Genomic DNA, 25,891 nt, shown 5'->3' on the forward strand with positions numbered 1-25,891 from the left:
ATCGCACGCACATGAGCGTCCCGCGCATCAGTGAAGCCGACAGCTCCCTGCTGCTCCAGTCGCTGGGGCAAGGCGTGCATGTCATCGACCGCCAAGGGAAGATCGTCTTCGAGAATGCCGCGTCGCTGGCGATGCTCGGCTGGACCCACCGCGGGCTGCTCGGTGCGGATGCGCATTCATTGGTGCACCATCACCGCCCCGGGGGCGAGGTCTACCCGGAATGCGAATGCCCCATCCACCACACGCTGATGGACGGACAGCGCCGGCGCGTCCGCAACGAGGTCTTCTTTCGCGGGGACGGCTCGAGCTTTCCCGTCGATTACGTGTGCTCTCCCGTCAACGACGGTGATGGCCGGATCGCAGGCGTGGCTGTGTGCTTCAGCGACATGACGGACCTCCAGCGAGCCGAGGAGGCGCTGCGGGGTCAGGCCACCATGCTGCTGACTGCCCAGCGCATGGGTCACATGGGCAGCTGGGCGTTCGACGGGCGCACGCGCATCCTGCAGTGGTCGGATGCGACCTGCGAGCTCTTCGGCATCGCACCGGAGGATTTCCGAGGCGAGTTCGAACAGTTCATGGGCTTCGTCGTTCCCGCGGACCGTGCCAGGTATCTCGCGGTGCACGCGAAGGTGACCGCGCAAGCACCGCTGCTCGAAGCGGAGTACCGCATCCAGCGCCCGGACGGTTCCGTGCGGTGGATGAGCGAGCGAGGCACCGCCAGGTTCGACAGCGCCGGCACCATCACCGCGCGCATCGGGATGGTGATGGACATCACCGAGCAAAAGGGCGCCGCCGACCAGCTCGCGCAAAACACGATGCTGGCACGCGTGGCAAGCCGCGTGGCGGGGATCGGCGGCTGGAGCATGGACCTGGCCGAGCGCCGGCTGACCTGGTCGGACGAAACCTGCGCGATCCATGAGGTGCCGGCGGGGCACATGCCGCGCGTCGAGGAAGGGATCGCCCTGTTTCCCCCCGAGTATCGCGACCGGGTGAAGGCGCTCGTGCAGCGGTGCATCGAGGATGGCACGCCTTACGAATTCGAACTGCCGAAGCTGACGGCCAAGGGCAGGCCGATCTGGGTGCGATCGATGGGCGAAGCGGTGCGCGACGCTTCCGGACGCATCGTGCGGCTGCAGGGGGCCTTCCAGGACATCACCGAGCGCCGGCTGGCCGAAGAGGAGGCGCGGCAAAAGGATTCGCTGCTGCGTTTTGCCGGCCGCATCGCGTGCATCGGCGGGTGGGCCATCGAATTGGCGACCGAGCATGTGCTCTGGTCGGACGAGGTCTACCAGATCCTCGAGTTCGACAAGTCGGCAGCGCCGGCGCTGCTGTCGTCGCTCGCGCTTTACCGGGAACCGGGCCGCGGGCGGATCGTCGCCGCGCTGGACGCTTGCCGCCGCACCGGCGAACCGTTCGACGTCGAGGCGGACATGTTGACAGGGGGCGGTCGGATCATCTGCGTGCGCGTGTGCGGTGAGGCGGTGCGCGGCCACGACGGGACCATCGTCCGGCTGCAAGGCGCGATCCAGGACCTCACGCAGCTGCGGGCGGCGCAGCATGCCGCGCGCGAGAGCGATGAACGCCTGGCCATCCTCGCGCGTGCGTCGAAGGATGCGATCTGGGACTGGGACCTGGAACGCGACACCGTCTGGTGCAACGCGAACTTCAACGAGCTGTGCGGCCCCGGCACGGTCGTGAGCAGTCGATCGTGGCAGGACCACATCCATCCGTCTGACCGCGAACGTGTCCTGCAGCGAATCCGCGATGCGATGGACGGGATGGCGCCGACGTGGTCGGAAACCTATCGCATCCAGCCCCCGCAGGGCGGTGCCGGCTACGTGATCGGCCGCGGCTACATCACGCGCGATGCCGCGGGGCGCGCGGTGCGCATGATGGGCAGCACGACCGACATCAGCGAGCGGATGGCCCTGGAGGAGCGACTGCGCCAGACCCAGAGGCTCGAGTCGGTGGGCCAGCTGACCGGTGGGGTGGCGCATGACTTCAACAACCTCCTGACCGTGATCCTGGGCAACGCGGAAATGCTGGCCGAGCAGCTGGCGTTCCGTGGCGAATGCGGCCCGCTGCATGGCATGGCCCATGTCGTGATGGACGCCGCCCAGCGAGGCGCGGAGCTCACGCAACGGTTGCTCGCATTTGCGCGCAAACAGGCGCTCGAGCCGCGCAAGGTGGACATCAACCAGTTGGTCATGGGGACGGATGCGATGCTCCGGCGCACGCTGGGAGAGCACATCCGGATCGAATTCAAGGCCGAGCCGCTGCTGTGGGCGGCAGAGGTGGACCCGGCCCAGCTGGACAACACGTTGCTCAATTTGTGCCTGAACTCCCGCGATGCGATGCCGGGCGGAGGACGCCTGTCGATCCAGACGGCCAACGTGACGCTGGACGCTGAGGATGCGAGGCGGTGCCCGGACTCCCAGCCCGGCGCATATGTGATGCTTTCCGTGTCGGACACCGGGGAGGGGATAGCACCGCAGCACGTCGGGCGGGTGTTCGAGCCGTTCTTCACGACCAAGGAGCAGGGCAAAGGCACCGGGCTGGGTCTGGCGATGACCTACGGATTCGTGAAGCAGTCGGGCGGCCACGTCAACATCGAGTCGCAGCCGGGACGCGGGACGACAGTCAAGCTGTACCTGCCCCGGGCCGACGGCGCGGCGGCCCCGGCCGCGGGCTGCTTGCACGCGAAACCGGCCGGCGGCGTGGAGACGATCCTGCTGGTGGAAGATGACGAACCGGTCCGGCGCTACGCGCACGCGCAGCTGGTGTCGCTGGGGTACACGGTCCTGCATGCCGGCGACGGGTCACATGCGTTGCAGATCCTGGACGACGACGAACGCAAGGTGGACCTGCTGTTCACCGACGTGGTGATGCCGGGAATGAGCGGGCGCGAACTGGCCGACCGCGCCCTGGCGAGACGCCCGGGTCTGCGGGTCCTCTACACCTCGGGCTACGCGGAAAACGCGATCGTCCACGACGGGCGCCTGGACGACGGCGTCAAACTGCTGGCCAAGCCATACCGTCGTCACGAGCTCGCACAGGCCGTGCGCGAGATTCTCGGCGCCGTACCTCTCTTTTCGCAGAACTGACGACTCCGGGCTGCCGGTCGCGACCGTCCCGCTCCCGCGCCGCGTGGCCATTGATTCGCGCGCGCTCGAACTGCCAGGTTCTTGCTCGCGGCCACCTGAGGCTGATTGCAGGTCTGGATCCATTGGCGCAAATGGACCGCATGCGACGCGCGAATTGATTCACGCTCAACGGTCAACGGTTCCCTACGCTACAGCGTTAAAGCAGGGAGGCCAGTCCGGCAACTCATTTCGCTTCCCTACCGAGAGATCACCATCATGAACAAGCTTCTTGCCCTTCTGGCTGCCACCTTCTTTGCCGCGTCGTCGTTTGCGCAAGCCAGCGCTCCCACGGCCGCCGATTCCGCCGCTGCCAAGACCGAAATGAAGGCCGAAGCCAAGGCGGACACGAAGGCAGCCAAGACCACTTCGGCTGCGGAGAAGAAGAAGGCCAAGGCAGAGGCCAAGGCTGCCAAGAAGGCTGCGGCCGCCCAGAAAAACGCCGAGAAGGCCGCTGCCAACGCCAAGGCAGACCAGAAGGTCCACGCAGCCGATGCGAAGAAGACCAAGGCCGACGTGGCAGCAGATGCCAAGGAGCAAAAGGCCGAAGTGAAGGCCGATGCCAAGAAGGAAGAAGCCCGCAAGTAAGGCTTCCCTGCGCTTTCGGCAATGCCCGCTTCGGCGGGCATTTTGCATCCTGGCTCCGGTCGTGGCATAGGTGCCCAACAGGCGCCAGGTCTTCGTGACTTCGCCCAGGGGAGCCATTCGTGCCATTGAAGATCTCCCGCACAGTGTGAAACCCTCTTGAAGTGCGTGATGGGCTTCATGTCGGTATCCCGGTTCCTGGCCTCCCTTCTTGCGTTCGCGCTGGCCGCGTTCGTTGCGCCTGACCGTGCCGAAGTCGTCGGCGTCGCAGGCGCAACCTGGCTCAAGGGGGAGATCCTGCCGCGTGACCTGCAGAGCCTGATCGAGCGCAGACGGCAGGGCATGGTGGTGCACCTGGACTCCGGAGGAGGCCAGCTCGTCTCGGCGATCGCCATCGGCAGACTGCTTCGGCAGATGAAGGGTGTCGCGATAGTAGAAGCAGGATCCTCGTGCTTCAGTGCTTGCGTCTATGTGCTGGCAGGCGCGCCTTACCGCGTGGTGCAGCCCGGAGCGGTCGTCGGCGTCCACAAGCCGTACGACCCCGACGACGATCACCTCCCGCCCGAAGTACGGGAGAGCAAGCAGGCCAGGCTGGATGCTTTCGTCAGGGCTTACCTGAAGGAGGTGAACGTGCCGCCCGCGCTGTACGACGCGATGCTCCAGGCGCCGCAAGGGCGAGCACTGCCGCCGGCGGAACTGGGCTGGTATGGGCTGGCTGCGAACGACCGGAAGCAGCAGGAGGCGGATCGCAGGGATTCCATGGGCCCTGTGACGCGGTGAAGGCGATCAATCGCCGCGGGACCGTCCGGCCAGGGGCAGACAGCTCCGGTCACTGTGCCGCACGTACACTGGGATCATGGTCAAGGGAATGGCCTCGACGCCGGAGCCGCTTCGCTTTGCGACCTCCCGCGGGTTCGAGGCGTGGCTGCGCAAGAACCACGCATCGTCCGATGGCGTCTGGCTGCTGATTGCCAAGACTGGCGCCGGGGAACCGACGGTCACGTATGCGCATGCCGTGGAAATCGCGCTTTGCTACGGCTGGATCGACGGGCAGAAGAAGGCCGTGGACGAACAGCACTGGCTGCAGCGGTTCACGCCAAGGCGCGCGCGCAGCCTGTGGTCGAAGGCGAATCGCGAGAAGGCGGAGGGCTTGATCCGATCGGGTCGCATGCAGCCAAGTGGAATGGCGGAGATCGTCCGCGCCCAGGGGGACGGGCGATGGGATGCGGCTTACGATGGCCCGCGCACGGCAGTCGTGCCGCCTGACCTGCAGGCAGCCCTCGATGCACGGCCCGATGCAAGGAGCTTCTTCGCCCAGCTGGATGGCGCGAACCGCTATGCCGTCTTGTGGCGGGTCCAGACCGCAAAGCGATCGGAGACGCGTACGAGGCGGATCGAGACGCTCGTGGAGATGCTTGCCCGCGGCGAGAAGATCCATCCGTGATCACCGGATGCCGCCGCCATGGGCCTCGCTGGGCCTGAAGCGGGTTATCGCGGTGGATCGGGCGCCAGCAGACCGGCCGCCTGCAACTCCCCGAACAGCCACGCACAATAGATCGGTGCCGCCAGCAGGCCGGACACGCCGAACGCCGCTTCCAGCGCCACGATGCCGCCGAGCAGGCAGAACGCGGGCACGTTCGCAGACCGTCCCACGAAGTGGGCGTTCAGGAAGTATTCGAGCTTGTGCACTCCCAGCAGGAAGGCGACGGACGCCACAGTGACGCCAGTGCCGGCGGCGAGCGAAGCGATGACGATGGCCGCACTCGACACGAGGTTGCCGACGATGGGAACGAACCCGGTAAGCAGCGTGACTGCGACCAGCGTCCTTGCCAGCGGCAGGTGCGTCCCTGCAAGCGGCAGCACGACGAACACATAGGCAGCCGTCAGGACAGTGTTGATCAGGGCAATGCGAACCTGCGCGGACACGATCAGGTCGAATGCGCGAGCCACATTGGCCAGCGACTCCGCGCAAGCCACTGCCCAGGGTGACGCGGCCCTCGGCTTGCGCTCGAACGCCGCGAGCAGGCCGATGATGAGGCCCACCAGCACGTGCGCGGCGGCACGCAGCGCTGCGTGTCCCCAGAGCTGCAATTTCTGCGCGTGCCCACGCAACCACGACGCCGCCACACGGGTGAAATCGTCGGCCGACTTCGGGATGCGGTCCGCGATCCAGGCGGGCAGGCTGCTGCGGAGGCGGTCGAGCGTCTCGGCCAGGAACTGCAGCAGGCTTGGCACACCGCCCGTGGGCGAACTCAGTAACGCAGTGGCCTGCCATACCGCCCACGCGAGGACGGCGAGCGCCAGCACAGTGAAGAGAATGGCGGCCACCGTCGCCGTCCGCGCCGGCAGCTTCCTCTCGAGAAGGCGCATCAGGCGCCGGTACACGGAATGCGCAACGAGCGCGCAGATCAGGACGCCGAGCACGTGCAGCCACAGCACGGCAAGCAATGCGAGCGCCACCACGACGGCCGCGGACACGCGCTCGAGCGTGCGGGGTGCGACGCGGCTCGCTGAAGGTGGGAGTTCGGTGCGCATGGGGAGCACAGGAAAAGGACGTGGACGATCCTAGCTGCTGCGGGATCGCGCAGGTGCCGCCGCCACTCGTCCCACGGAAATTCCGCGCGGCCTTATGCTCGCGGCCGATCCCCGCAGGAGAGTGGAATGGCAAGACTGGTCACTATCGTCCTGGCACTCGTCGTGAGCATGGCGGCAGGCACGTCCCATGCGCGCCGGCATCACCACGAAGCTGACCGGAACCCTGGTGCGGTCGAGTTCGACTACTACGTCCTGAGCCTCTCGTGGGCGCCGACCTTCTGCGCCACGCATCGCGACCGCAGCGACGAATGCGCGCAACCGCACGGCTTCGTGCTGCATGGGCTGTGGCCGCAGTACGCGGCAGGCGGATACCCGCAGACTTGCTCGGGCCGCCTGCTCACGCCGCAAGAGTCGCAGGTCGCCGCGACCGTGTACCCGAGCGCGCAGCTCGCTGCCCATGAATGGGCCCGGCACGGCACCTGTTCCGGGCTGTCGCCGCGCGACTACTTCCAGGCCGCGGCGAGCGCACGCGACAGCATCCGCATCCCGTCCGAGCTGCAGCCGGGCGACCGCACGGCGAGCATGCGGGCCGCGGACATCGTGCGGGCACTGCGCGGCGCGAATCCGTCGCTGCCGTCGCGGGCCATCGTCGTCAACTGCGGCGGCGGCGCGCTCACCGAGGTGCGGATCTGCGTGGACAAGGACCTGGCACCGCGCGCTTGCGGTCCGGACGTGCGGCCCTCCTGCGGCGCGGCGCCGGTGGCGGTGCCCGGCGCGCACCAGTAGCACCGCAGGACAGGATGCGATCCCGAAGCCGTGTGCCGACGCACACGGCTGGCCGGCACGCGGCGGAGCCTCCGCTCGTGCGACGGCTCCATCCATCAGTGCCCAGTACGCATCTCAGTTCACCGCGCGATCGTGGTGGATGTGGCGGCTCTGGCGGTTCTCGGCGCGCTGGACCCGCGCCTGCTCGCCTGCACCCACGTGACCGTCGGCTCCGGCCTGCGCTTCGCGGCGGTCGACGTGCGCCTGGCCGCGCTCGACGGTGGAGATCTCCTTCGGCGACAGCTGCCCGGCGCCCGCGCCCTGTGCCATGCGGCGGTCCTCGTTCGCGTTGCGCTGCACGTCCGCCTGCATGCGGCGGCTGCTGGCGCTGTTCGGGTTGCCGCGCACGCCGTTGGTCCTTTCTGCGTGGATCCGGCGGCTCAGTGCGTTCTCGCGCTGGTTGATGCGGTGCGCCTCCTGCAGCGTCAGCCCGTGCTTCTCGTCGCGCGCGATGGTGCGGTCGAGGGCTGCCTCCTTCTTCTCCAGCCGAGCCGCTTCGCGCGTGCCCAGCGAGCCGTCCTTCAGGCCGTTGTCGATGCGTTGCTGCTGATGGGCCTGGCGTTGCAGAACTTCCTGCGGAGCGCCCGCAGGCGCGCTCGTTTGCGCAAACGCGGCGGAAGCGCTCGCAAGCGCCGCGATGGCGAAGGCGGTTCGGATCATTGTCGTTCTCCTGTGGCGTCACCAAGTCGTGACCTCGCCACAACGAGATGCCAGCAGTTCACGTGCACGGGCTACCGTGAACGGCTTGCAAAGTTCGTTGCGTGGCGATGAAGAGGCACGCGCAACCGACGGAGGGCATTCGGCGCGTGCTTATGCGTGGCTTGCGGTCAGCGCCCGTTCAGACTCGGCGAGGGTGCTCGCTCTTCCAGCGTTCGGCGAGATCTTCGTACCGCGTTTGTCCTACCGTCGTGGCGTGGGCCGTCCGACCGTTCCGGGGCAGGCAGATGCTTAGATTGCAGTCATTCCAACTTTCCCAAGGGAGCCATCATGAACAGAATCGTCGTTGCCTCTGCCCTCGCAGCCATCTTCGCAGTTGCCGCACCGTTCTCCGCCAACGCTGGAGCCCTGAAGGGGGCCGCAGTGGGCGCAGCGGTGGGACACGTTGCGGGCCATCACGCGAAGGCGGGCGCTGCAGTCGGTGCCGTCGTGGGCCACCACCACGCGAAGAAGAAGGCGGCCGCCTGAGCCGTCCGATGAGAACGCCGGGGTAGGCGTCCCTGGTCGTTGCAGCGCGCACGCCTGCGACGACCATCGGGTCGCCATCTCCCGAGCGACAAACCAACAGGCCCGCTCATGGCGGGCCTGTTTGTTTGCTGCGCGAGGGCGCGCGTCAGTCGATGTCGCGGCGAACCGTGCGCGTCACCACCATCTGCCCGGTCTCCGGGTCATAGTGGCGATGGATGACCACGGTCCGATGCGCCCTCGCGGGTTCCACGGGCGCATAGTGGGTGACGCGCGTCGTGCGGCGCCACTCGACGCTGCCGTCCGGGTGAACGATCCGCGTGGACCGATGCACCACCGGCCCGTCGGCGCCGTCTCCCGAATGGACGTGCCGTGTCACCACGTCGCCGCTCGGCGTCTCGTGCGTGACCGTCACGTCGCGGTCCTGGGCGAACGCCTGTCCGGCGGCGAGGCCGCCGAGGGAAACCGCGGCGGCAAGGGCGAGGGTCTGGAACTTCATCGTTGCACTCCTTCTTGCTATGGTTGTGAGGTCATCCTGTTGGACTCGGCGGGCGTGCCACGATTCGAAGGCCACCGCGCCGGGCGCATGAGGGAAGGCGATGACGCGTGTGTCGGGCGAGACTCACAGCGCGACACCCAAGTCCGGGCCGCACGTGACCGTCGTGCCTGCGGCGTCCGCTGACTGCTGTCCTCAGGATTTCTTGTGACCGATCTCCCGCCAGTCGCTCTCGTGCACTTCGACGTTGAATTTCTTCGCAGCGGCCTTGATGCGTTTCCATGCGGCATCGCGGTCCGCATCGCTGACGCCCTCCACCTGGTTGAAGCGGGCAACGGCGTTGCGCACATGGCTGGCGTTTTCGAGCGGCTCCTTGCGCTGCTTCTCGAACGCGAACTGCGACTCGGCAAGTCCGTCGCGATCCTTCTCGTTCAGCTTGGTCATCGATCTCTCCTGGGTGATGGGCATGAATCGCCCGAGCTACCAGGATGGAGATCGTCCGGACCAAGGCGTTCCGCGGCGAACGCCCGATGATGGGTAGCCGTGGTCCTACGCCGACGGTCCCGCCTCAGCACGCCGAGCCAGGAACTCCCCCAGCCGCACCGCGGCCGCAGCCATTCCCGCCTTCGGCTGAAGCAAGCCGATCGGGTCGATGCGAACGGCCTCGCCGATGCGCAACTGCACCAGCGCTCCCTCGTCCAGGAAGGGGCGCGCGAGGTTCAAGGGCAGCAACGCGAGCAAGGGGTGCAGGCGGAGCAGCCGCCACATCATGGGGAGTGAGCGCGTGACGACAGGGTGGCTTCGTGGCGGCTGGGGGAAGCGCAGTGCCAGCTCGTCGAAACGCTGGCGTGCCGCGACCGCAGCGGGCAGCAACAGCCAGGTGGCCTGTGCGACATCGGCCCATTTCAGGCGCTTGCGCTGCGCGAGCGGGTGGTCCGCCCGGCAGACGATCACGAACCGGTCCTCGCGCAGCGGATGGAATTCCCAGCCTTCCGGAATCACGGGCGGCCGCCGGCACACGACGAGATCCACCTCGCCGCGCGCGATGGCGAGCAACTGGTCCTCGCCTTCCGCCTCGCCGAGATGCACCTGGACCCCGGGATGCCGTTCGCTGAACTCCGGCAAGGCGTCGATTAGCAGTCCGTTCGTGGCGGACGCCGACGCGATCACGCGCACGACCCCATCGCCTTGCTGCTGGCGCGCCGCGACGATCTGCGCGGTGTTGGCGACGCCCAGCAGCAGTTGCCGGGCGACGGGCAGCAGGTCCTTGCAGGCGGGGGTAGGGCGCACCCCGCGCGCATGCCGCTCGAACAGGCGCACTTCCAGCAGTTTCTCGAGGTAGGCGAGTGTCTGCGTGACTGACGACTGCGTCATGCCGATCGCCTCGGCGGTGCGCTGCACGCTCCCCAGCTCGGCGAGCTGCAGCAGCACCTGGGCGTGGCGGAACTTGCCCCGCGCGAGCAGGCGGTGCAGGAGGGACGTGGCCGTGTGCTGCAAGGTATCGCAAAGTCTAATGGACCGGCCGCGAATTTAATTTGGCGCGAATGGCCTGGGCCGGGAAGATGCGCGAAAACCAAAGGAGACAAGCGTGAGATTCCTGTTCCCCCTGCTGGCGGCCGCATGCCTGGCCGTCCCCCTTGGCCAGGCGCAGGCGCAGGGCACGGATTGGCCGACCCATCCGATCCGGGTCATCGTCCCTGCACCTGCGGGAGGTCCGTACGACGCCACCATGCGGCCGATCGCCCAGCACATGGCGCAGACGCTCAAGCAGCCGGTCATCATCGACAACCGTCCGAGCGCCGGCAACATCCTGGGCACCCAGGCCGGCGCCTCAGCAGCGCCGGACGGCTATACGCTCACGATGACGGGCATGCTGAACACGCTGGCGCAAGCCGAATACGCGGGCTTGCATTTCGACATCGTGAAAGACTTCGAGCACATCGGCACGATCGGTGGCGGCCCTCAATGGCTGGTCGCGCGAAGTGACGCCGGGATTCAGAGCGTCCCCGATCTGGTGGAGCAGGCGACGCGCAATCCAGGCAAGATCAACTACGCGAGCTCGGGTGCGGGCAGCACGGGGCATCTCGTGATGGAGCTGCTGCAGCGCGCGGCCGGAATCCATCTCACGCACGTTCCCTACAAGGGCGCCGCACCGGCGATGCAGGACGTGCTGGCCGGCGTCGAGCCCGTCATCGTGGTCCCGTCGAGCGCGGCGCTGCCGTATGTGAAGAGCGGACAGTTGCGGCTGCTGGCCGTCTCCAGCCCGGAGCGCAGCCCGCTCATCCCGCAGGCGCCGACGTTCGCGGAGCTGGGGTACAAGCAGCTCACGATGACGGCCTGGGTGGGCCTGTCTGCGCCCAAGGGGACGCCCGCGCCCATCGTGCGGAAGGTCAACGCGGCTCTCGATGCCGCGCTGAAGGACCCGTCCCTGCTGCAGAGGCTGGACGCGATCGGCCTGTCGCCCCGGACGAGCACCCCTGCGGAATACGCGGAACTGGTTCGCAGCGATACGGAGCGCTGGGGCGAACTGGTGCGCAGCCTCCACATCCGGGCGAACTGATGCCGTTCGCCGAATCCCGGGGGCGCCGCCTCTATTACGAGCGGCAGGGCGAGGGCCCGGCCGTCCTGTTCCTGCACGGCGCCGGTTCGAATGCCGCGACCTGGTGGCAGCAACTGCCAGTCTTCAGTCCAAGGCACACCTGCATCACCATGGACATCCGCTGCTTCGGACGGTCCGTGGCGCCAGTGCAGGAGTTCGACCTGGACAACTTCGTCGCCGACGCGCTCGCGGTGCTGGACGCAGCGGGCGTGCAGCGTGCCGCATTCGTCGGACAGTCGCTCGGTGGTTTCGTCGGCCTGAAGACCGCGCTGGCGCATCCGGAACGCGTTGCCGCGTTCGCCGCCTGCGACAGTTCCCTGGCGATCGACCACCCGGTGCTGCTGGACGCCATCGCCCGGCGCAGGATCACGCACAAGGCCGCGAGCATCGAGCAGCGCTCGCTCGGGCGCTGGTTCCTGGAGAACTGCGCGGACAAGGCGCAGCTGTACGCGCAGATCAACCACTTCAATCCCAGCGCGCATTCCATTCCGGACGGGGAGTGGGGCGCCGCGCTCGCAGGCGCACTCGGGGCGGACAAGCTGATACCCCTGGACGCCTTGTGCCGCGTGGCGTGTCCGACGCTGCTGCTGGTGGGCAGCGAGGACCCGATCGTGCCGGTGAGAGTCATGCGTGAACTGCAGGACCTGGTGCGTGGCAGCGAGCTGGCCGTGATCGACCAGGCGGGGCACTCCGCCTATTTCGAGAAGCCGGATGAAGTGAACCGCGTGCTGCTGGACTTCCTCGAACGCCGCGCGAAGTTCTGAAGTCGCGTAGATCCAAGGAGACGTATCCATGAAGAAGTTCCTGTCCACGCTGACGCTCGCGTGCTTGCTCGGCGCCTGCGCAAATGCGCCGACCGCAGCACCGGGCGCCACCGTCGACGCGCATGTCGCACACGCACGCCAGCTCGCCGGCAGCGACCTCGGCTACCTGATGCGGCTGTGCGAGCCGCAGCCGGCCGAACGCGCGAAGCCGGACGAGAAGATGGACGACTACCTGCGCAAGCTGATCGCGAAGCCGGCGCCGCCGGCGATGCAGGTGTTCGACAACCTGTATTTCGTCGGTGGCGACTGGGTAAGCGCCTGGCTGCTCAAGACGTCGGAGGGGTTCGTCCTGATCGATTCCCTCAACAACGGCCAGGAGGCGCACGAGGTGATCGAAGGCGGCATGGCGCGGCTGGGCCTGGACCCACGCGGCATCAGGTACATCGTGGTCACGCACGCCCATGGCGACCACTACGGGGGCGCCGCGTACCTGGTGCGCAAATACCATCCGCACGTGATCGCGAGCGAGTCCGACTGGAACACCATGGAAGGCCAGCTGGAGTTCACGTCGAAGCTGTGGGACGCGCCGCCCGCACGCGACATCACCGTGCGTGACGACCAGGTGATGACGTTCGGCGACACGAAATTGACCTTCTTCGTGACCACCGGCCATACGCTGGGCACGCTGTCGCTGCTGTTCGACGTGCGCAGCCACGGCCAGGTGCACCACGCATTGCTGTGGGGCGGCACATCATTCAACTTCGGCAAGGACTTCAGCCGGCTGGAAAGCTATTCAGCGAATGCCGAGCGCATGGCCACGATGGCCGGGAAGCTCCCCGTCGACGTCCTGCTGTCCAACCATTCCGGCTGGGATGGCTCCCTCGTGAAGATGAAGGCGCTGCGCGCCGACGGGGCGGCAGCGCCGAACCCGTTCGTCACGGGTCCGCAGCCGGTGATCCGGTCTTTCCAGGTGATGGACGAGTGCGCTCAGGCGCAGGCGCTGCGCTTCGGGTACTGATCGCGGGCATGGCGCGGGCACGTGACCGATGAGCCGGCGGATGGCCGCGTGCTTCGCAACGAGGGATTCCCGCAGTGGAGAAACGACGCCAAGGCGTTAGCATGCGGACCGCATGTCCTCTCTTGTCATCCAGCGTCTCGCCGGCGCACTCGGCGCCGAAATCGGCGGAGTCGACCTCTCGCGCGATCTCACCGAAAGCCTTGCCGCTGCGATCCGCCAGGCGCTGCTCGATCACCAGGTCATCTTCTTCCGGGACCAGGACCTGACCTCCGAACAGTTCCTGCGGTTCGCGCAGGCCATGGGCCAACCGATCGAGTACCCCTTCGTCAAGGGCATCGAAGGGTATCCCGTGATCATCCCGGTCATGAAGCTGGAGCACGAGCGCACCAACTTCGGCGGCATCTGGCATTCGGACACGACCTATCTGCAGCAGCCGCCCATGGGTTCCATGCTGCTGGCACGCGAGGTACCGCCCTTCGGCGGCGATACCCTGTTCGCCAGCCAGTACCTGGCGTACGAAAGCCTCTCCGAGGGCATGCGCCGACTGCTCGACGGCCTCGTGGCGGTGAACAGTTCAGCCAAGGCCGACGTGTCGAAAACGCGCGAGGACCGCATTGCCTCCGACGGCCGGGCCGACGCCAGGAAGGACTACGTCGCGGAGCACCCGGCCGTGCGCACGCATCCCGAGACCGGCCGCAAGGCGCTCTACGTGAACGTCGCGCACACCTCGCACTTCAGGGGCATGACCCCGGAGGAAAGCACGCCGCTGCTGCAGTACCTGTTCCAGCACCAGGTCAAGCCGGAATTCACCTGCCGCTTCGCCTGGCGGCCGGGCTCACTCGCGTTCTGGGACAACCGCTGTGCCCAGCACAATCCCATCAACGACTATCACGGCTTCCGCCGTGTCATGCACCGCATCACGCTGGCCGGCGACACGCCGCGCTGAACGCATCTTTCCCCGAGGTTCCCGCATGTCCATTCGCCTGAAGCCCTTCCTGGCCGTCGCCTTGTCCCTGGCCGGCGCCATCGCTACCACTGCCGCCAGCGCAGATACGTTCCCGACGAAGCCCGTGCATCTCATCGTGCCGCAGACGCCCGGTGGCGCCTCCGACGCGCTGGCGCGCATCGTCGGCCAGAAGCTTTCCGAGCGCTGGGGCCAGCCGGTGATCGTGGAGAACCGCCCCGGGGCCGGCGGCAACGTCGGTACGGAGTTCGTCGCGCGCGCGCCGGCCGACGGCACCACCCTTCTCATGAGCTACGTGGGCACGCAGGCCATCAACGGAAGCGTCTACAAGAACCTCACGTACGATCCGTACAAGGACTTCACGACGGTCGCGACGGTCGCCACCGTGCCCTTTGCGCTCGTGACGAACCTGCAGTTCCCGGCGAAGAACATGTCCGAGCTGGTGGCGTATGCCAAGGCCCACCCCGGCCAGGTGAACTTCGGCTCCGCGGGCAACGGTTCGCTGAACCAGCTGCTGGGCGAGATGGTCAACATGCAGGCCGGAACGCAGCTCGTGCACGTTCCCTACAAGGGCGTGGCGGGCGCGATGACCGACACGATCTCGGGGCAGGTGCAGATGGTCTTCAGCAGCCTGCCTTCCGTGGCGGGCCACATCCGCAACGAGAAGCTGCGCGCGATCGCGATCACCGGCTCGAAGCGGTCCCCGGCCTTCCCCACGGTCCCGACCCTCGGCGAAAGCGGCTTGACCGGCTTCGACATCAGTCCGTGGTTCGGCCTGCTCGGGCCCGCCGGCATGCCGGAGGCCGTTACCCGCAAGATCAACGCGGACGTCAACGAGATCCTGCGTGACAAGGACGTGCAGGAGAAATTCGCGGCCGCCGGCGCCGATCCCTACGCCAGCACGCCCGAGCAGTTCGGCCGCGTGCTGCAGGAAGACATCGTGAAGTGGGCCAAGGTGGTGAAGGCGTCCGGCGCGCGCATCGACTGAGCCCGGCAGCCGTAGCGATCCGGCGCCCCGGCTGCAACGAGCCGGAAGCAGTCAAGGACGCTTCAATGCAGCACGGGCTCCTGTCCCAGTTGCTCGCGCAGGCGGCGGGCGCGCTCCTGCAGCCGGGTGATCTCCGCGATGGCAGCGTCGACCCGCTCCGCCGGCGCACCGGCCTGCTGGAGATCGAAAGCGCGTTCGAACGCAAGTTCGGCGTCCCTGCTGATCGCCGTCAGCTGCGAGCGAAGGTGGCCAACATTGGCGATGGTTTGGGTGGTCATCGAAGTCTCCAGTCGGATGCGCCGACGGACGCAGTGTCGGCCCACCCGGGTCGATGACTCTGTAGGTCAGCTGGATTCAATTGCGTGATCCGCCGGATGACGGCGATGTCGCCAGAATGCCGTGGCGGGGCAGCTCGATGACCGTGGGACCGATGTGCGAGGTTCGTTCACTGCGCCCTGGGCGCACCTCCAAGGAGACGCAATGACGCAACAAGACCTGACCCGGGTGCCGGTGCACCAGCTCGCACGCCAGATCCAGCAGCGCAAGCTGTCGCCGGTGGAGCTCGTCGACGCCTTCCTGGCTCGCATCGAGGCGTACGAGCCCAAGCTGCATGCCTTCACCGAGGTGTTCGCGCAGGACGCGCGGCTGGCGGCGCAAGCCGCCGACGCGGCGATCCGCTCCGGCCATTCGGTCGGCCCGCTGCACGGCGTGCCGGTCGCGCTGAAGGACCTGATCGAGCTGGACGGCAAGGTCGTCACCGGCGGCTCCGAGGCGTGGAAAGCGCGCATGGCGACGCGCACGGCGACCCTCGCGCGCAAGCTGATTGCGCAAGGGATGATCGTGCTGGGCAAGACGCACACGGTCGAATTCGCGATGGGCGGCTGGGGCACGAACACGCGCCGCGGCACGCCCTGGAACCCGTGGGATGCGGAACGTGCGCGCACGCCGGGCGGTTCGAGCAGTGGCTCCGGTGTGAGCGTGGCCGCCGCGCTGGCGCCGTGGGCGGTGGGGACCGATACGGGTGGTTCGGTGCGCCTGCCGGCATCGTGGTGCGGCATCACGGGCCTGAAGACGACCATCGGGCGTGTGAGCACCTACGGCGTCTTGCCCCTGAGCCCCACGCTCGATACGCCCGGGCCCATGACGCGGAACGTGGAGGACGCCGCCCTCCTGTACGCCGCGATGCAGGGCGCCGACCCGCTGGACCCGGTCACGCGCGGGCTGCCTTACACGGAACCGCTGCCGACGCTCAAGCGCGGCATTTGCGGGCTGCGCCTGGCGCGCATGCCGGATGCCGAGCGCCCGTTCTCGTCGGCCGAGGTGCTGGCGGCCTATGACCGCTCGCTGGCCGAACTGGAGAAGCTGGGCGCCGAGATCGTTTCCCTGCAGCTTCCCTTCGCCTTTGCCGATGTCGCCGCGCACAACCTGCGCATCATGGCTGCAGAAAGCTACGCGCTGTACCACGAGCTGATTGACGACGAACAGGCGCCGCTGGACCCGCATGTGCGTCCGCGCATTGCCGCGGGCCGAGACGTCAGCGCGCGCCAGTACATCGAGGCGCTGCGCATGCGCGACACGATGAAGCAGCAGTTCGCCGGCGCCATGGAGGGCGTGGACGCCTTGCTGACGCCGACGACGATGACGACGGCGATCCCCATCGACGAAGTGGACCAGGGCAAGGCCCCGGCGCATTACACGCGCTTCGCCAATTACCTGGACCTCACGGCGCTGGCGCTGCCCAACGGCGCCGACGCGCGCGGGCTGCCGACCTCCTTGCAGATCGTCTGCCGCGGTGGCGACGAGGCGACGGCGCTGCGGACAGGCTGGGCGCTGCAGGAAGCGACGGACTGGCACCTGCGGCGGCCGCCGGTTGGTGCGTGAGCGACGCGTTGCTGGACCCGCCCCGCCGCACGGTTGCAGAATGCGGCATGGACATCGGTGCCGACACGCTGCTCGCCAATTACCAGTTCCTCGCCCGCTACAACCGCTGGTTCAATGAGCGTCTGTACGACGCGTGCGAGCAGCTGCCGGATGCCGAGCGACGTCGCGACCGGGGCGCCTTCTTCCGGTCGATCCATGGAACATTGAACCACCTGCTGTGGGGCGATCGCCTTTGGTTGCAGCGCTTCGCATCGCAAGGCTGGGACTTCCCCGCGCTCGCGGACGATCTGCTGAAGCTTCCCGAGGGCGCCGTCCACGAGACGGTGATCCACGAAGACTGGTCGCACCTGCGGGCGACGCGTGCCGAACTCGACCTCGCGATCGAGAACTGGGTGCGCGACATGCCTTCCGGCTTCCTGCTCTTCACGCTCAGGTATGCAAACACGAAGAAGGTGCAGCGCGAGCATCCCGCCTGGCAGGCGATGACCCACTTCTTCAACCACCAGACGCACCATCGCGGACAGGTCACGACGCTCCTGTCGCAGGCCGGGATCGATGTCGGGCTGACCGACATCATCGCGCTCGTGTGAGCCTACCCCGGCTTGTGCTCGCGGAACTCGCCGATCCGCTTCGGGAACAGGTACAGGTACTCGAACATGAAGTCCGAAAAATTGACGACTTCCGCCGCTTCCTGGGCGGCGCTCGGGGATTGCGCGGTCCGGGGCTGGGCCGCCTCTTCTCCAAGCTCGCGCACGTTGTGCGACCAATCCTGCAGGACCGGCGGCACCAGCCCCTTGCTCGCGAGGTCGTCGATCGCATCGAGGAGAGTGGCTCCCTTCGCTTCATGCGCGCGCAGGGCGAGCTGCACGGCACTGCGGGCCATCACGACGGCCGCATCGTAGTTGCAGGCCACGAGGCTCTTCTTGGCCTGCAGCCAGTAGCGCGCCACGTCGGCCGGATAGTGTTCGGGCGGCTTGTCGAAGGAGAGCGACCAGGGCTGCGTGCGGAAGTCATGGCGCTCGTTGCCGGCGGACCAGAAGACCTGGACGAACGATGCGCAGTTGCTGCACTTGAGCGTATCGAAATTCAGGACCTTCGCGCCTTTGGGCTGCTTCTTCTCGGCGTGGAACTCCGTCGTGAACTTGCCCGGCTCCGAACAGAACGGGCAAGTGATCTTGTCCAGCGCAAGCTTCGTTCCCGGAAAACCGGACCACTCGCCAAGGCTCCACCAGCTGTCCATCTCCTTGCCTCCCAAGCCGTACATCATGGAACGGAACCGCGGACTATAGCCAAGCTGAGGCGTGTCGTGGGCTTCGTTCGGCAGGAATGCGAAGGCGGTTCGCATTCATTCGCGGCGATGGGGCCGTGTGAAGGGCGGGGTCGGGCCGGGACCGGGTGGCGGATTGCCGATCGGGGCGGGCGAACTCGACGGTACCGAGTCACAGCCCGGCCGACGGAAGCTTCCGGCCGGAAGAAGCCCTCACCCGATGGAGATCGCGTCCAGCGGACTCGTCGTGGTGCCCGCGGACACCTTCAGCCCAGAACCACCCCCAGGTCTGGCCCACCTTCGGGTACTTCTTCTCCAACGCGTGCGGCACATCGACACCGACATGCCCGGAGCGCCGGTCCTGGTCCCACTGAGAACGGGCGGCCGCCCGCTGGCTGCGCAGATCGGCTTGCAGAGATCGAGGCAGCATGACGACACGGTCCTTGTTGCCCTTGGCTTCCCGAATGACGATGACCTGCTTGTCGAAGTCCACGTCCTTGATGCGCAGGCGAAGGGCCTCCATCAACCGCATTCCGGTGCCATAAAGGAGGCGCGCCAGAAGACGAGCAGTCCCGTCCATCTGTTGCAACAGCCTGGTCACTTCTTCGGGACTGAGCACCGTGGGAATGCGGCGGGTGTACCCCGGTCGGTTCAGCTCCTCCAGCCAGGGCAACTCGGCGCCGATCACCTCCCGGTACAGAAAGAGAATGGCGCTCAGCGCCTGGTTGTGCGTCGACGAGGACGCGTGCCGCTCGGTGGTGAGCATGGTGAGGAAGGACTGCACCTCCGGCGCACCCATGTCGCGTGGATGCCTCAGCCCGTGCCACCGGACGAAGAAGCGCACCCAGTAGATGTAGGCCTCTTCGGTGCGAAGGCTATAGTGCAGATAGCGTGCCCGCTCCCGCACCTGGTCCAACAGGCGCGCGGACTGCAAGACGGGCTGGGTGCGAGGTGGCACTGGCATGGAGCTGCATGAAAAGACAGTGTATGGCGGCCGATTCCAGTGACCAAGCGTGCGCATCGTCTGAACGAAGGAGAGAGGCGTGGCGGAAGGCAAGTCGCTCAAGGACGTGCAGCGAACACTGACGCAGGTCGCGGCCCTGCGGGGTTTCAGGTCGAGACTCGTGGGACCTGTTATCCCGCATTCCCTCTCGAATGAGTTGGCGAATCAAGAACTTGCCGCATCCGCTTCGGCACTTTTATCCCGCACTTACGGGGTTTCAAGTCGTGAGCAGCGGTCTACATTACGTTAGACCGCACGGGCAGGCATCGCCTACTATCTCTACGATGAAGTCGGCTCTTCTAATCATCGACGTCCAGCGCGGGCTCTTCGAGGTTGAGCGACCTCCGTTAGAAGCAGATGCTGTGGTCGCGCGGATCAATTCTTTGGCCAGTCGTGCACGCATTGCTGGCGCGCCCGTTGTGTTCGTTCAGCACGAGAGTCCTGGAGCTCCTCTGGAATTCGAGAGTACCGGCTGGCAACTCGAAGCGCGGCTGGAACGTCATGGGGACGACCACTTCGTGCGCAAGACAACGCCCGACTCATTCCTCAGGACCAACCTGAAGCACCTTCTCGAGACTCTGGACGTCTCGCATCTCGTGGTGTGCGGCTATGCATCCGAGTTCTGTGTAGATACCACCGTCAGGCGTGCAGCTGCGCTGGGCTACTCCGTCACGCTGGTCTCGGACGCACACACTACTCATGATAAAGAGCACGCGTCTGCAGCTGCCATTCGGTTGCACGAGAACGCCACGCTAGGAAACATCACGAGCTTCGGGCCTGCAATCAAGGCGGTGGCAAGCGGAGAGGTGGCGTATGCGGTCTAACAGGTCGGTCGACTCGGACACGTTGCGGCAAGGGGCCGCACGGCGCCGTTTGAAATCGTGCACCGCGCGGCCCCTCGCCACAACGTGCCGGTCACCTTCACGTTAGAGCGCACCGAAGTGCATTGTTTAAGAAATTGGGAGTTCCCTGTGCTTGTAGCGCGATGCGCAGCTGCAACGCTGCTTTTTTGTGGTGCGGTTTCAGTCAACGCGGGCGAGCAGATCGTCACCCTCCGTTCACCCTCATCTCGTGGCGAGGTCACCCTTGCACTCGCCCCCAGCGTTCAGACGACTCAACCTCGTAACACGGGCTTCCTCATTTTTCACGTGGAGTACCCCTCGGGAAAGTCGGTCTCAGTGAGCCCTTTGGCGGCCCCATCCCCCTCAGTTCTGAATATCACTCTTGAGCCACGCGGTGGCCATAAGACGCGGACTGAGTGGATGGTGAGTCACGCGTTGCCGCAGCGACCAGCGAATCCCAGTGCCCGAGAGTGGCTCGCGAGAGAAGAGCGTGGCGTGCGTGTTTACGCGTACCGAACTCGCCACGGCGAGGAACCTGAGACGCATGTGTTCACCGGAAGCGACGGATCTCTCGTCGGTGTACAAATCGCCTATCCTCCATTCGTGAAGAACAGCGTCAGTCGTCGATACATGGAAGACATAGAGGTCACCTACCTCTCACCCAAGGGGGTCGACGTGCGCAGCATGGACGAGTTTGTTCTCGCATTTCTTAAGAGGAACGTCTCGATTTTGGGGCGCGGCAAGTGAGCTCTAACAGGTCGGTCGACTCGGACACGTTGCGGCAAGGGGCCGCACGGCGCCGTTGGAAATCGTGCACCGTGCGGCCCCTTACCGCAACGTGCCGGTCACCTTCACGTTAGACCGCATCGGAGGCCCGGCTGCTTGCGGACATAATCCGGCACAACTCATCCGTTCGATAACTATGGCAAACGCCCCGCAAGTAACGTTTCTGGAGCAGAACGCACCGATCGACGAATATGGCCGCGCACTCTATGCGGTGGCCCGGTCGATTATTCGCGCACTACTTGACTCTCTCAGCGCGGAAGACTTAGCTGACCTCAATACGGAAATTAAGAACGTCCGTATGCGGCAACTTGCCAAGGTCATTCGGCTCGAGCGGGACAAGGGCATGCGAGGTGACGGCTTTGAGTGGGCTGTGCATGAGGCGATATCCGGTGGCGAACCGAAAGTCGTCGAACCTATTCACAGCGCGCTCCGAAAGGCGTCATCATTTGTGAAGGATGCCGCTCCGCGCTCGCTCTTGTTCGGCCATGAGCGCGCACGATACCTTGGTTTCCTCGACGCTGTCGTAGAAGACGCAGGTAACGATGCTTTCCTTCTTCCGGAGGGAAGTGGTCGTCCTTTCAGGTTCGGCCCCTGGGTTCAGGTGGCGGCAAAGGGTCAAGCTGCGGAAGCCGAGTTGAATGAGCGCATACGGCACATCTGGAAGACTGATCTCTTCCTGTCGGCGGAAGGTGACACGCGCAACTTCGCAGCCACAGTCAAATCCAACGTAACTCAGCTTGAGGGCGGCCGCGGTCTGCGTCTCGGTATCGTGCCTGAGTCCATTGAGTACGCGAACCACGCAGGCGTTAAGTACGACCGATCCAAAGGGCTGTGGGTGGTTTCGCTTGCGGACCCGAATGGATTCATGGGCCTGTTCAATGACGCCTACCACGCCGTGGCGCGATCGATGTGCACTCTCGGCAAGCAGCCCACGCCACCTTACTACACGAAACCCAGCGCCAAAGCACAGAAGGTGCAAGAGCAAATTGAGAAATACCCGGAAGCCACGGTTCTCGATATAGAGGGAGCGCTGAATGAGGCGGCGCAGCAGTCTCTGATTATTGAGTCTCATCGCCTCATCAGCGTCAATGCGCCTGAGTGGTTGCACATTAAGCAAAAGGCGCCCAAGGTCTTTTCTCCCAAGCCGAAGTTTCACAAGCTGGTTTGACGGGAACACAGAGGCTGCGAATGCTGTCTAACAGGTCGATCGACACGGACGTCCTATCGGCCGGCTTCGCCGGCCTACTGTCCGCCGGTCATCTCCGACGTTAGATGCGCTCGTTCGTTGCCATCGGAAAGAGTGTGCTGCGAGTCGGCCTCGGGCTTTGTGCGGCCGCTGTCGCCTGGTTTCTCTTCGGCTCATGGAGCGACGCCCGTGCATACTCCCGCTCGAATGAAATCTGTGCCCAACTCCGCCCCGGCCAGACGGCGGGTGAAGTTAGAAAGTTGGCCGAGGCTAACGGTGGAAGGCTATTGATCTATTCCGGTGGGAACGCGGGGAGGCTCGGTGTCGAGAGCTATGGCAGCCACGTGTGTAGGTGCAGGGTCGAGTTCCGAAACGGCGTCGTGTCGAACTATTCTCCGGCCATGTGCGAGGGATGAGCGCATCTAACAGAACGGTCGACACCGACACCTGGCAGCAAGGCGCCGCGAGGCGCCGTTGGATATCCTGCACCTCGCGGCGCCTCGCTGCCAGGTGCGGGTCACCTTCACGTTATATGGCAGAGGGCACGCTGTGACGTCGAGATACCTCCGGAGATACATGGACCTGTCGGCGCTCGTGTACCTGCTCCAGAACAGGTGCGTCACGCTGCTGAATCCCGATTCGTGGGACGACACGAACGACATTCACTTCATGACCCTGTACCGACGCGGGAAGAAGCTTCGCTCGCTCCTCGCCGCGTGCTTCTCTGAGTCGGATGAGACATATCACCATTGGCATGTCTTTGCGAACGGCGGCAGCGGCGTTTGCGTCAAGTTCGATCGGCGAAGACTCATTGCCGCTCTCGATAAGGTTGACGGTGTCCGGCGTGGACTTGTTAAGTACCTCTCGCTTGACGAAATTGACGGACGACCACTCGGAATCGAGGAGCTCCCATTTTTGAAGAGGTATGCGTACGAGCACGAGGAAGAGTACCGAGTCATCTTCGAATCTCCTGGGGAGCGACTGAACTCGTATGACATTCCGATCCCATTGACCGCCATCGAGCGAGTTACGCTCAGTCCGTGGATGAACCGCAAGCTTTACTTCGAAACGAAGAAGCTGCTTCGAACGATTCCGGGTTGCGACGGACTCAAGATTCTTCAGTCCACCTTGATCAGCAACGAAGCTTGGAAAGAGTACGGTGAGACTGCCACATAACAGGTCGGTCGACTCGGACACGTTGCGGCAAGGCGCCGCGAGGCGCTGTTGGATATCCTGCACCTCGCGGCCCCTTGCCGCAACGTGCCGGTCACCTTCACGTTATACGGCGAGTGCAACGGCCCGTTTGGAGCCTTAGGCCGCTCCTGCTATCCTTTTGGCGATGAAGATTGCCGAGGTGCTCCGCCTGCTCCATGAGGACGGCTGGTACCTTGTGGCATCTCGCGGGAGCCACCGCCAGTTTAAGCACCCGACCAAACCTGGGCGGGTCACCGTGCCGGGGAAGCCGAGCGACGACGTGGCCCTTGGAACTCTGAACAGCATCCGGAAGCAGGCCGGGTTGAAGTGAGGCTGCTATGCGCTACGCGATCGTGATCGAAAAAGCGGAGGGCAACTACTCCGCATACGTTCCGGATCTTCCGGGCTGCATCGCCACTGGCGCAACTCTCGCGGAAGCCGAATCCGAGATTCGCGAGGCCATCGTGTTCCATCTCGAAGGTCTCCGCGAAGACGGTCTCCCTGTTCCTCCTGGTGAGAGCACGGTCGACTACGTGGATGTCGCCGTATAACAGAACGGTCGAATCGGACACGTTGCGGCAAGGGGCCGCACAGTGCCGTTGGATATCCTGCACCGTGCGGCCCCTTGCCGCAACGTGCCGGTCACCTTTACGTTAGACCGCAAAGTTCTTACTTGCAAAGGGAGTTATGAAGGTTCTTATCTTGCTGGCGGCTGGACTGCTGGCGTCCACTGCGGCTGCTGCCGCCGACGGTGGTCCGGTGACTATGCGAGGTCTCGGCATCGCGTCGTGCAATCAATATCTGGCCGTTCGCAAAGAACAGGGCATTACGCCAAACAAGGCTACGTACAACCAATGGGCGCAGGGCTTCATGACTGGCTTGAACGTCGCCCTCTACATGAAATCACAAAGGTATGCGGACCTTCCTGACCCGGACTCGATGAATCAGTGGTTGACCACTTATTGCTCTGCCAATCCCGGCAAGCCATTCCATGAGGCGGTATCTGGTCTGATTGCCGAGAGAAGCATGCCGGTGGACAAACCTGCTGCCAAATAGGGTCATGGCAATCGCTTGAAGCAACTGCACGGCGCCTGACAGGTCAATCAAGCGCTTGCCTAGGACGAGGAGGTTCGTTCCGGCTTCGTCGAGCGCCAATCGCGGGAGCTCAATTATCGGTACTTCGGGGCCGCACAGCTATGTCCGTGCGGCCCCTCGCCGCAACGTGCCGGTCACCTTCACGTTAGACGGCAGGGTAGTTAGATTGCTCACCACGACCGGAGCGTTCGAATGGCATCCTCATTTGCAAAGATCGAAGCCGAAGCGCTGCAACTCTCTTCAGAGGAGCGCGTGCTCTTGGCAGACCACCTCCTCGCGAGTGTGTCGAGCGATCCCGACATCGACGCAGCGTGGGCGGAGGAGGTTGAGCGTCGCCTGGCCGAGGTTGAAGTGGGTGCTCCTCTCGTGTCGCTCGATGATGCGGTAACCCGCGCCCGCCGCGCGATCTCGTGAAGATCTCCCTCGACGCGCAGGCGGAGCTTGAGCTGGTTGAGGGTGCTGCCTACTACGCGAGAAGCGAGCCGTGAGCTCGGCGAAGCGTTCATCACCGAATTCGATCGCTCTGCCAAGTTGCTTGGGGACTAGCCGAGGCTCCAAGCGTGTCGCGCCGGAGGACTTCGATTCCGCGCGCCGATACCTGGGTCTCCTGTTCCGCCCGGAAGATGCGCAGACCCTCACTGCCTCCCTGAGGGACGCAGCGATCCAGAAATTCCCCGCGAAGGACGTGCTCAGGGCCGCCGGGCTGGAGCCGAAGCCAAAGACGGATCCTGACGTCGCGAAGCAACTCAAGAAGATCAAGCGCGGAGAAAAGCTGTCCCCGGTGTTGCTCGTTCGCGTTCCCGGGCAAGCGAGGCTGCTCGTCGCCGACGGATACCACCGTGTGTGCGCTGCCTACCTGCGCAACGAGGACGAACCGGTTCCCTGCCAGATCGCCTGATTCGCGCCCCCTGCAGGCAGTCCGCCCCCCGCTCACCCACCGCGAACCCGACGCGCACCTCCGTGCCGGCGATCCGCCTTCTCGGGCACCGGCTTGCCTGCGGCGATGCGCTCCGCCTGGGCCGTGAGCTTGGCGAGCGCCTGCTCGAAAGCATCGACCTCCGCGGGCGTGAGCGCCGCGAGCACCTGGCCGTTGAATCGGATCGACTGCGGGAAGAGCTCGTCGTAAAGCTGCCGGCCGCGCGGCGTGAGGTCCACTTCCGCGCGCCGGCCGTCCTCCGGGTCCGGCACGCGGCGGATGAGTCCGCGCGCGGCGAGTTCCGTGATGTGGCGCGACGTGCGGGCGCGTTCGAGATGCGCGCGTTCGGACAGCTCCGAGGGCGACATGGCGCCGTGCGCCGCGAGCAGCGCGATCAGGCGCCATTCGCGACGCGTGATGCCGTAGCGGCCTTCGCACAGCCGGATCACCATCGCGCCGCTGCTGGCGAACAGGCGGCTGATGCGGTAGTTCAGCAAGTCATCGACGGTCTTCGGTTCGGCGAGTGACATTCGGGTTTTCGCGGAGCGTCGCGCGGCGGTAGTTGTATAGATGAATTATCGGGTCGTCTCCTAGACTGGACGCATCGTTTCGAGCGCTCCTTCCC

Annotated in this window: 31 protein-coding genes; 22 read left to right on the forward strand and 9 right to left on the reverse strand. The window is 65.5% G+C overall.

Translation table 11 applies throughout. The features are described 5' to 3' along the window. The first annotated feature begins 11 nt into the window (after positions 1-11). The 4 genes from JJB11_RS14180 to JJB11_RS14195 all read left to right on the forward strand — a co-directional run bounded on the left by JJB11_RS14180 (position 12) and on the right by JJB11_RS14195 (position 5,169). Positions 12-3,104 carry a PAS domain-containing hybrid sensor histidine kinase/response regulator gene (locus JJB11_RS14180; RefSeq protein ID WP_201172213.1) on the forward strand — a complete coding sequence of 1,031 codons (3,093 nt, stop codon included), beginning with the start codon at positions 12-14 and terminating at the stop codon, positions 3,102-3,104. 255 nt (positions 3,105-3,359) lie between these two features. After that, positions 3,360-3,728 carry a hypothetical protein gene (locus tag JJB11_RS14185; RefSeq protein ID WP_201172215.1) on the forward strand — a complete coding sequence of 123 codons (369 nt, stop codon included), beginning with the start codon at positions 3,360-3,362 and terminating at the stop codon, positions 3,726-3,728. Between the two features lie 168 nt (positions 3,729-3,896). Further along, positions 3,897-4,505 carry a COG3904 family protein gene (locus JJB11_RS14190; RefSeq protein ID WP_201172218.1) on the forward strand — a complete coding sequence of 203 codons (609 nt, stop codon included), beginning with the start codon at positions 3,897-3,899 and terminating at the stop codon, positions 4,503-4,505. A gap of 76 nt (positions 4,506-4,581) precedes the next feature. Then, complete coding sequence (locus JJB11_RS14195; protein WP_201172227.1) at positions 4,582-5,169, forward strand: YdeI/OmpD-associated family protein; 588 nt, start codon at positions 4,582-4,584, stop codon at positions 5,167-5,169. A 44-nt stretch (positions 5,170-5,213) separates the two neighbouring features. Here JJB11_RS14195 and JJB11_RS14200 read toward each other — a convergent pair whose 3' ends face one another. Continuing rightward, entirely contained in the window at positions 5,214-6,203 is a 990-nt protein-coding gene (locus JJB11_RS14200; RefSeq protein ID WP_201172240.1) for an AI-2E family transporter, read from the reverse strand. A gap of 183 nt (positions 6,204-6,386) precedes the next feature. On the opposite strand from JJB11_RS14200, the gene JJB11_RS14205 reads away from it, so the two are divergent. Continuing rightward, the gene (locus JJB11_RS14205) at positions 6,387-7,046 is read left to right on the forward strand and encodes a ribonuclease T2 family protein (protein ID WP_201172243.1); all 660 of its coding nucleotides are present in this window, start codon (positions 6,387-6,389) and stop codon (positions 7,044-7,046) included. A gap of 114 nt (positions 7,047-7,160) precedes the next feature. Here JJB11_RS14205 and JJB11_RS14210 read toward each other — a convergent pair whose 3' ends face one another. After that, positions 7,161-7,745, reverse strand: coding sequence for a hypothetical protein (locus tag JJB11_RS14210; RefSeq protein ID WP_201172247.1), 585 nt, complete (start codon positions 7,743-7,745; stop codon positions 7,161-7,163). Positions 7,746-8,072: 327 nt separating this feature from the next. On the opposite strand from JJB11_RS14210, the gene JJB11_RS14215 reads away from it, so the two are divergent. Continuing rightward, positions 8,073-8,270, forward strand: coding sequence for a hypothetical protein (locus tag JJB11_RS14215; RefSeq protein WP_201172250.1), 198 nt, complete (start codon positions 8,073-8,075; stop codon positions 8,268-8,270). A gap of 145 nt (positions 8,271-8,415) precedes the next feature. Here the strand turns inward: JJB11_RS14215 and JJB11_RS14220 are convergent, their stop codons facing one another. The 3 genes from JJB11_RS14220 to JJB11_RS14230 form a co-directional block, all read right to left on the reverse strand. Next, a complete protein-coding gene (locus JJB11_RS14220; protein WP_201172252.1) occupies positions 8,416-8,766 on the reverse strand; it encodes a hypothetical protein in 351 nt (116 codons plus the stop codon). 192 nt (positions 8,767-8,958) lie between these two features. After that, positions 8,959-9,207: a DUF6582 domain-containing protein gene (locus JJB11_RS14225; RefSeq protein WP_201172254.1), complete on the reverse strand. Its 249-nt coding sequence runs from the start codon at positions 9,205-9,207 to the stop codon at positions 8,959-8,961. 105 nt (positions 9,208-9,312) lie between these two features. After that, positions 9,313-10,260, reverse strand: coding sequence for a LysR family transcriptional regulator (locus JJB11_RS14230; protein WP_201172256.1), 948 nt, complete (start codon positions 10,258-10,260; stop codon positions 9,313-9,315). Positions 10,261-10,351: 91 nt separating this feature from the next. On the opposite strand from JJB11_RS14230, the gene JJB11_RS14235 reads away from it, so the two are divergent. From JJB11_RS14235 to JJB11_RS14255, 5 genes are all read left to right on the forward strand, one after another. Next, positions 10,352-11,323 carry a tripartite tricarboxylate transporter substrate-binding protein gene (locus JJB11_RS14235; RefSeq protein ID WP_201172259.1) on the forward strand — a complete coding sequence of 324 codons (972 nt, stop codon included), beginning with the start codon at positions 10,352-10,354 and terminating at the stop codon, positions 11,321-11,323. Next, positions 11,323-12,126, forward strand: coding sequence for an alpha/beta fold hydrolase (locus JJB11_RS14240; protein WP_201172261.1), 804 nt, complete (start codon positions 11,323-11,325; stop codon positions 12,124-12,126). Before JJB11_RS14235 ends, JJB11_RS14240 begins: the two co-directional genes overlap by 1 nt. Positions 12,127-12,154: 28 nt before the next feature. Continuing rightward, on the forward strand, positions 12,155-13,144 hold the full coding sequence (locus tag JJB11_RS14245) for an MBL fold metallo-hydrolase (RefSeq protein WP_201172264.1): 990 nt from the start codon (positions 12,155-12,157) through the stop codon (positions 13,142-13,144). Positions 13,145-13,256: 112 nt separating this feature from the next. Beyond that, positions 13,257-14,090, forward strand: a complete 834-nt coding sequence (locus JJB11_RS14250) for a TauD/TfdA dioxygenase family protein (protein ID WP_201172279.1) — start codon at positions 13,257-13,259, stop codon at positions 14,088-14,090. A gap of 25 nt (positions 14,091-14,115) precedes the next feature. Beyond that, positions 14,116-15,096, forward strand: coding sequence for a Bug family tripartite tricarboxylate transporter substrate binding protein (locus tag JJB11_RS14255; RefSeq protein ID WP_201172282.1), 981 nt, complete (start codon positions 14,116-14,118; stop codon positions 15,094-15,096). 62 nt (positions 15,097-15,158) lie between these two features. Here the strand turns inward: JJB11_RS14255 and JJB11_RS14260 are convergent, their stop codons facing one another. After that, positions 15,159-15,374, reverse strand: a complete 216-nt coding sequence (locus JJB11_RS14260; RefSeq protein ID WP_201172286.1) for a hypothetical protein — start codon at positions 15,372-15,374, stop codon at positions 15,159-15,161. A gap of 202 nt (positions 15,375-15,576) precedes the next feature. Here JJB11_RS14260 and JJB11_RS14265 point away from each other — a divergent pair, with 202 nt between their 5' ends. Then, positions 15,577-16,977 (forward strand): amidase, encoded by a 1,401-nt coding sequence (locus tag JJB11_RS14265; RefSeq protein ID WP_201172288.1) that lies wholly within the window; start codon positions 15,577-15,579, stop codon positions 16,975-16,977. A gap of 47 nt (positions 16,978-17,024) precedes the next feature. Continuing rightward, the gene (locus tag JJB11_RS14270) at positions 17,025-17,567 is read left to right on the forward strand and encodes a DinB family protein (protein ID WP_201172291.1); all 543 of its coding nucleotides are present in this window, start codon (positions 17,025-17,027) and stop codon (positions 17,565-17,567) included. 2 nt (positions 17,568-17,569) lie between these two features. On the opposite strand, the gene JJB11_RS14275 is transcribed toward JJB11_RS14270, so the two are convergent. Continuing rightward, positions 17,570-18,217, reverse strand: coding sequence for a DUF4145 domain-containing protein (locus JJB11_RS14275; RefSeq protein ID WP_201172292.1), 648 nt, complete (start codon positions 18,215-18,217; stop codon positions 17,570-17,572). A gap of 199 nt (positions 18,218-18,416) precedes the next feature. Then, positions 18,417-19,178 carry an integron integrase gene (locus JJB11_RS14280; protein WP_201964848.1) on the reverse strand — a complete coding sequence of 254 codons (762 nt, stop codon included), beginning with the start codon at positions 19,176-19,178 and terminating at the stop codon, positions 18,417-18,419. A gap of 353 nt (positions 19,179-19,531) precedes the next feature. Here JJB11_RS14280 and JJB11_RS14285 point away from each other — a divergent pair, with 353 nt between their 5' ends. From JJB11_RS14285 to JJB11_RS14325, 9 genes are all read left to right on the forward strand, one after another. Beyond that, complete coding sequence (locus tag JJB11_RS14285) at positions 19,532-20,071, forward strand: cysteine hydrolase family protein (RefSeq protein WP_201172293.1); 540 nt, start codon at positions 19,532-19,534, stop codon at positions 20,069-20,071. Positions 20,072-20,692: 621 nt separating this feature from the next. Continuing rightward, positions 20,693-20,836, forward strand: a complete 144-nt coding sequence (locus JJB11_RS14290; RefSeq protein WP_201172295.1) for a hypothetical protein — start codon at positions 20,693-20,695, stop codon at positions 20,834-20,836. Positions 20,837-20,891: 55 nt separating this feature from the next. Further along, a complete protein-coding gene (locus tag JJB11_RS14295; protein WP_201172296.1) occupies positions 20,892-22,043 on the forward strand; it encodes a hypothetical protein in 1,152 nt (383 codons plus the stop codon). 594 nt (positions 22,044-22,637) lie between these two features. Then, a complete protein-coding gene (locus tag JJB11_RS14300; protein ID WP_201172298.1) occupies positions 22,638-23,237 on the forward strand; it encodes a DUF2971 domain-containing protein in 600 nt (199 codons plus the stop codon). Positions 23,238-23,400: 163 nt separating this feature from the next. After that, entirely contained in the window at positions 23,401-23,586 is a 186-nt protein-coding gene (locus JJB11_RS14305; RefSeq protein ID WP_201172299.1) for a type II toxin-antitoxin system HicA family toxin, read from the forward strand. A 7-nt stretch (positions 23,587-23,593) separates the two neighbouring features. After that, complete coding sequence (locus tag JJB11_RS14310) at positions 23,594-23,806, forward strand: type II toxin-antitoxin system HicB family antitoxin (protein ID WP_201172300.1); 213 nt, start codon at positions 23,594-23,596, stop codon at positions 23,804-23,806. A 136-nt stretch (positions 23,807-23,942) separates the two neighbouring features. Next, entirely contained in the window at positions 23,943-24,311 is a 369-nt protein-coding gene (locus tag JJB11_RS14315; RefSeq protein ID WP_201172312.1) for a hypothetical protein, read from the forward strand. 231 nt (positions 24,312-24,542) lie between these two features. Further along, positions 24,543-24,764, forward strand: a complete 222-nt coding sequence (locus JJB11_RS14320; protein ID WP_201172313.1) for an addiction module protein — start codon at positions 24,543-24,545, stop codon at positions 24,762-24,764. 70 nt (positions 24,765-24,834) lie between these two features. Further along, positions 24,835-25,248: a hypothetical protein gene (locus tag JJB11_RS14325; protein WP_201172314.1), complete on the forward strand. Its 414-nt coding sequence runs from the start codon at positions 24,835-24,837 to the stop codon at positions 25,246-25,248. A 32-nt stretch (positions 25,249-25,280) separates the two neighbouring features. Here the strand turns inward: JJB11_RS14325 and JJB11_RS14330 are convergent, their stop codons facing one another. Next, on the reverse strand, positions 25,281-25,796 hold the full coding sequence (locus tag JJB11_RS14330) for a MarR family winged helix-turn-helix transcriptional regulator (RefSeq protein WP_201172315.1): 516 nt from the start codon (positions 25,794-25,796) through the stop codon (positions 25,281-25,283). Positions 25,797-25,891: the final 95 nt, after the last annotated feature.

The sequence above is a fragment of the Ramlibacter ginsenosidimutans genome, from assembly GCF_016654015.1.
Taxonomy (GTDB): Bacteria; Pseudomonadota; Gammaproteobacteria; order Burkholderiales; family Burkholderiaceae_C; genus Ramlibacter; species Ramlibacter ginsenosidimutans.